The following is a 922-nucleotide window of genomic DNA, read 5'->3' as shown; positions in this document are numbered from 1 at the left end:
GGTGTCGTCTTCGATTGCCTCGCGATCGACGCCGACGGTGTTCTCGAACGGCTTGTTCTTGATCGAGAAGTCGTGCGATGCCAAGTTCTGGATCACACGATCGCCGATCCATTCGCGGAAGCGCGTGGTTTGGCCGAGCCACGGATAGACTTCCTGCGACGTAGTGGACGGCACGGGCATGGCGACCTTGTTCCAGTCGGACTGCGCACCGTCGAACGCTTGCTGGAATACGGTGTTGTATCCCGTGAACAGGGCGCGCAGATTGGCGCGATTGATTTCCATGTGCTTTCCTTATGGAGTAGTCGAGAGGTGTGGCGGGTCGCGTTAAAACGCGATCCAGACGCCGGCCGGGTCGATGTCGACCACGGTGCCGGCGACCGAGCGCTTGCCGTCGCCATCCGTCTTCGCCACTGTTTGATCGTCGACGATGTACGCGGGCATGCCGACGTCCTTCAGCGTGAGCTGGTCCGCGCCGGCCGAATTCGCGACGCGCCACTGGCCGCGCCGGATCGTCACGTTCGCGGCACCGTCTGCGCCGGCCGTGTTGTCGACCTGTTCCTGGACGATGCCCGCGCCCTTGAGCGTGGTGGATTCCGCGCCGTTGGTCGCGAGGCCGGTCGCCGTGTCGATCGCGGCGATCGCGCCGGTGAAGAACAGCACACCGCCCTTGGCCGGGTAGCTGAACAGCAGGCCGGCCCGGGCGACGGTGTCGCGGTCGGCGGTCAATGCAGTCATGTGAATCTCCTGGTGGAAGTGAAAATGCGTTGCCGATGGAAGCGAAGCGAGTTGCCGCGCGCGCCGTCAGGCGGCCGGCTGCGAAGTCTTGTACGTCGCGAGATCGAGGTCGAGCGCCTTGCACACGGCGAGGTCTTCGGCGGCCAGCGCATTCGCGTCCGTTTTGTCACCTACCGGAGGATTGCCA

Annotated in this window: 2 protein-coding genes; both read right to left on the bottom strand. The window is 64.3% G+C overall.

From position 1 onward, the window contains the following. On the bottom strand, window positions 1-282 hold a 282-nt coding region (locus WS49_RS21535), incomplete at its 3' end, for a Mu-like prophage major head subunit gpT family protein (protein ID WP_179949285.1). A 42-nt stretch (window positions 283-324) separates the two neighbouring features. Continuing rightward, a complete protein-coding gene (locus WS49_RS21530; protein ID WP_059533127.1) occupies window positions 325-735 on the bottom strand; it encodes a hypothetical protein in 411 nt (136 codons plus the stop codon). Window positions 736-922 lie beyond the last annotated feature (187 nt).

Origin of the sequence: Burkholderia sp. RF7-non_BP4, assembly GCF_001521935.1 — a bacterium.
Lineage (GTDB): Bacteria > Pseudomonadota > Gammaproteobacteria > Burkholderiales > Burkholderiaceae > Burkholderia > Burkholderia diffusa.
The sequence above is the reverse complement of the archived record's forward strand: the minus strand, read 5'-3'. Positions and strand labels throughout refer to the sequence as shown.